This is a genomic window from Polaromonas sp. P1_G4 (genome assembly GCF_056405475.1).
This window is the reverse complement of record NZ_JBFUCA010000858.1, coordinates 1-1,152: the sequence shown is the minus strand read 5'-3', so window position 1 is coordinate 1,152 and position 1,152 is coordinate 1. Positions and strand designations below refer to the sequence as shown.

Below are 1,152 nucleotides of genomic sequence, written 5' to 3'. Positions count from 1 at the left end.
GACCTTGAAGGCACACCGAAGTATTTAGCAAATGAGAGGCGTATTGCTAAGTTCGATAGAAAACTTTTTGTAAATGGAGCAAGAGTTAATTTGTCGGCTGATAGTAGGGTGTCCACAAGTATCTACAAAGATGACGACTTTCAAGTGGATGCAGATGGCGATCATGTATCGATAGTTTGGGGTAACAGGACAGGACGTTGGCCCCAAGCCCCTTCTACTATCGTTGCACCGGTTCGATACAGAGATCTCCTGTTTTTCCAAAATACTCTACTCAATGTTACTGAGCAGTCAGAAGTTTCAATTTCTCAAGATTTCTTTGCACAAATTAACGCAGACTGTTCAGCTTATAGAAGCACCAGTTTTTTAGCAATTCCTGCGGCTCCGGTCTACGCGATAGATAATGAGAGGCTTTACGCGACATGTTCCACTGCTTGGCAAGAAATTAAGAGCCTGAATTTGGTTAGTTGGTCTTTGGGGCCTATCGGAACCTTAAGTAAAAAAGTCATTTCATTGCCCCCTTCAAGGTCAGGGTACACGGTTTTAAATTCATCTCAAGTCTATAGCCCAGCGAGAATCACTTTGCGCGCTCGTTCCGGCAACGAGTTATTGAGTTGCTCAGAAACCGAGTGCACGAGATTCTTCATTTCCAATGCTTATACATACGCAATTCTTGATGACGCGGGCATAGCAATATTGCTCACTCAGCAGGACCTTACTTCACCGATGCTTGCGATTCGAGTAGCCAAAGCCCATTAGAGGATTTTCGACAAACCTTTGATGCCGAGAGTGGGCTGTTCCAGAATTGGCATCGGGAGTACAACCCGAGGATTGGGCGGTATATGCAGTCCGATCCCATTGGACTGGCGGGTGGCATCAATACCTTTAGCTATGTGGAGGGCGATCCGTTGAGACTAGTGGACCCGTCGGGTCTGGATACAACCGTGGTGTGCCGGCCTGTGAACGATCCGAAGGCTCGCCGGCTTGGCGCTAAACACTGCTTCGTCGTCGTGTGGCATTGGAAAGACGTGTGTGGCGTTCGGGTAAAGATTGTGGATGGTCAATACAGCCTGGCAGGCGGGCGAACTATGTTCAATCAAGGAAGCAATGCGCCCACGTACGTTGACGATCGGAATGCATGGAACGGTGGAGCCC

General features: G+C 48.2%; 2 protein-coding genes. Both read left to right on the top strand.

Annotation, left to right across the window (positions count from 1 at the left end; translation table 11 throughout):
* A partial coding sequence (locus AC1D1X_RS23965) for a hypothetical protein (protein WP_477699435.1) occupies positions 1–756 on the top strand: 756 nt, incomplete at its 5' end.
* Positions 693–1,152, top strand: a 460-nt coding sequence (locus AC1D1X_RS23960; protein ID WP_477699436.1) for an RHS repeat-associated core domain-containing protein, incomplete at its 3' end; no start/stop codon positions are given. The genes AC1D1X_RS23965 and AC1D1X_RS23960, both read left to right, overlap by 64 nt.